The organism is Photorhabdus kayaii (genome assembly GCF_025384895.1).
GTDB lineage: Bacteria > Pseudomonadota > Gammaproteobacteria > Enterobacterales > Enterobacteriaceae > Photorhabdus > Photorhabdus kayaii.
The window spans coordinates 1-941 of record NZ_JAJAFZ010000201.1 but is presented as its reverse complement, the minus strand read 5'-3'; the positions used below and the strand labels follow the sequence as shown (position 1 = coordinate 941).

General features: G+C 63.0%; 1 protein-coding gene. It reads right to left on the bottom strand.

Annotated features, from left to right (window positions below):
- On the bottom strand, window positions 1–941 hold a 941-nt coding region (locus tag LGZ98_RS23895), incomplete at both ends, for an ImcF-related family protein (RefSeq protein WP_315902013.1).

Sequence of the window (941 nt, the reverse complement as noted above, 5' to 3'; positions counted from 1 at the left end):
GCGGCCGTGGGCATAATCGAGCAGCTGGCCGTCGAGATTGAGCAGGCTGCGGCGTTTATTGCCGGTCAGGCTGAGGGGCTCAATGGCGAACTGGGCGCCCAGACCGTTTTGCGGCGAGAAGAAGGTGTCGCGGATACGGTCGGCCCGTTTCAGCTGTTCCAGCACATCCGGGCGGATAAGTTGCTGGCCGTCCGCGCTGTGGGTCAGGTTGTTTTCCACAAACGGTTTCAGGTTCTGCTGATAGAAGGCATCGAGCGTGCCGCCGGGCCGGAAGAACCGCTCGAACTCACTGAGCGGCACATCCTGAGCAGCTGCCGGGTTGAAGGGATAGCGTCCGGCCAGGTAGGTCTGGTACTGTCTGACGACGGTGTCGTGCCATTCGATTTCCAGCGAGCGGATGGCTTCCCGCATCACCACCCGCCAGGCCTGTTCGGCCAGCTCGCCGACCCAGCGGTTGAGCGGCGCCGGCAGGTTTTTTGCCAGCTGCCGCGCTTCGAAAATCGGGTCGCCGTTATGCTGTTCCAGCCGCTGCTGAACGGCGCTTAGGGCGGCTTTCCCCGGGACCGGGGCATTCTGAATCGCCAGCAGGTAACGGTGCAGCGCCACCAGTTTCTGGTAAACCCCCTGTAAGGTGCTGTTTTTATCGCCGTGCTCCACCAGCACCGCGGTTTCCGGCGCGAATTCCCGGTTGATGCGCGCTCGCAGACGGTAATCCGGGGTATCGCGTAACGCCTGCTGGGCTTTGGCCGGCAGCGTCTCGTCAATCCCCGGCAGGCGGGTGTTGTCGCTCAGGATTTGCAGGGCGCGGCTGATGGGCTGCTCGCCGCTGATGACCTGTTCAATGGCGCTGATGGCCTGCGGGATATCGGTAAAGTCACGAATATCCAGGTTGTTCATCGCCGCGCGCCAGGTGGCGGTGTAGTCCCCCAGGTACTGCTCGG